The sequence below is a fragment of the Rhodococcus sp. R1101 genome, from assembly GCF_000278445.1.
In the GTDB taxonomy this organism is placed as follows: Bacteria; Actinomycetota; Actinomycetes; order Mycobacteriales; family Mycobacteriaceae; genus Rhodococcus; species Rhodococcus gordoniae.
Genome location: NZ_AJVB01000871.1, coordinates 1 through 736, shown reverse-complemented (window position 1 = coordinate 736; position 736 = coordinate 1). Strand labels below are relative to the sequence as shown.

At 69.4% G+C, this 736-nt stretch carries 2 protein-coding genes; both read right to left on the bottom strand.

Annotation, left to right across the window (positions count from 1 at the left end):
- On the bottom strand, positions 1-554 hold a 554-nt coding region (locus R1101_RS0124895; protein WP_026003670.1), incomplete at its 3' end, for an ATP-binding cassette domain-containing protein.
- Positions 551-736 (bottom strand): hypothetical protein (locus tag R1101_RS31280; protein ID WP_037225290.1); only part of this gene is annotated, 186 nt, incomplete at its 5' end. The genes R1101_RS0124895 and R1101_RS31280, both read right to left, overlap by 4 nt.

The window sequence follows — 736 nt, the reverse complement described above, 5'->3', positions numbered from 1 at the left end:
TGGCTGGATACGAGCACCGTGCGGCCTTCTGCGGCGAGCGCCTGCATGAACCGCCGGATCCATACGATGCCCTCGGGGTCGAGGCCGTTGACCGGTTCGTCGAACAGCAGCACGCGCGGGTTGCCGAGCAGCGCGGCGGCGAGACCGAGGCGCTGCGACATCCCGAGCGAGAAACCACCGGCACGCTTGCCCGCGACCTCGGTCAGCCCCACCTGGCGCAATACTTCGTCGACGCGGGAGGCGGGCAGGCCGTTCGACGCGGCCAGCCAGGCGAGATGGGACCGCGCCGATCGGTTGGGATGCACCCACTTCGCGTCGAGCAGCGCCCCGACGGTCGTGAGCGGCCGCGTCAGCTCCTGGTACGGCTTCCCTTCGATCAGTGCGGTTCCCGAGGTCGGCCGGTCCAGTCCCAGGATCATGCGCATCGTGGTGGACTTCCCCGCCCCGTTGGGGCCGAGGAAGCCGGTGACGATGCCGGGACGGACCGTGAACGTCAGGTCGTCGACCGCGGTCGTGGACCCGAAGGTCTTGGTCAAGCCGGTCACTTCGATCATGCGCACCACCCTACGTGCGGGCCCGGCGGGCGCAGCAGGTCAGTCGCCCGCCGGGTCGACATGCTGTGCACCACGGTGAGATCGGGAAACACGTTGTTTCCGAGGTTCCGGGACCGGTCCGTCCCGGCCCCGGTGTCGGTCAGGGCTCCAGCGGTGACGATGCCTGGGCCCAGAAGCGTTTC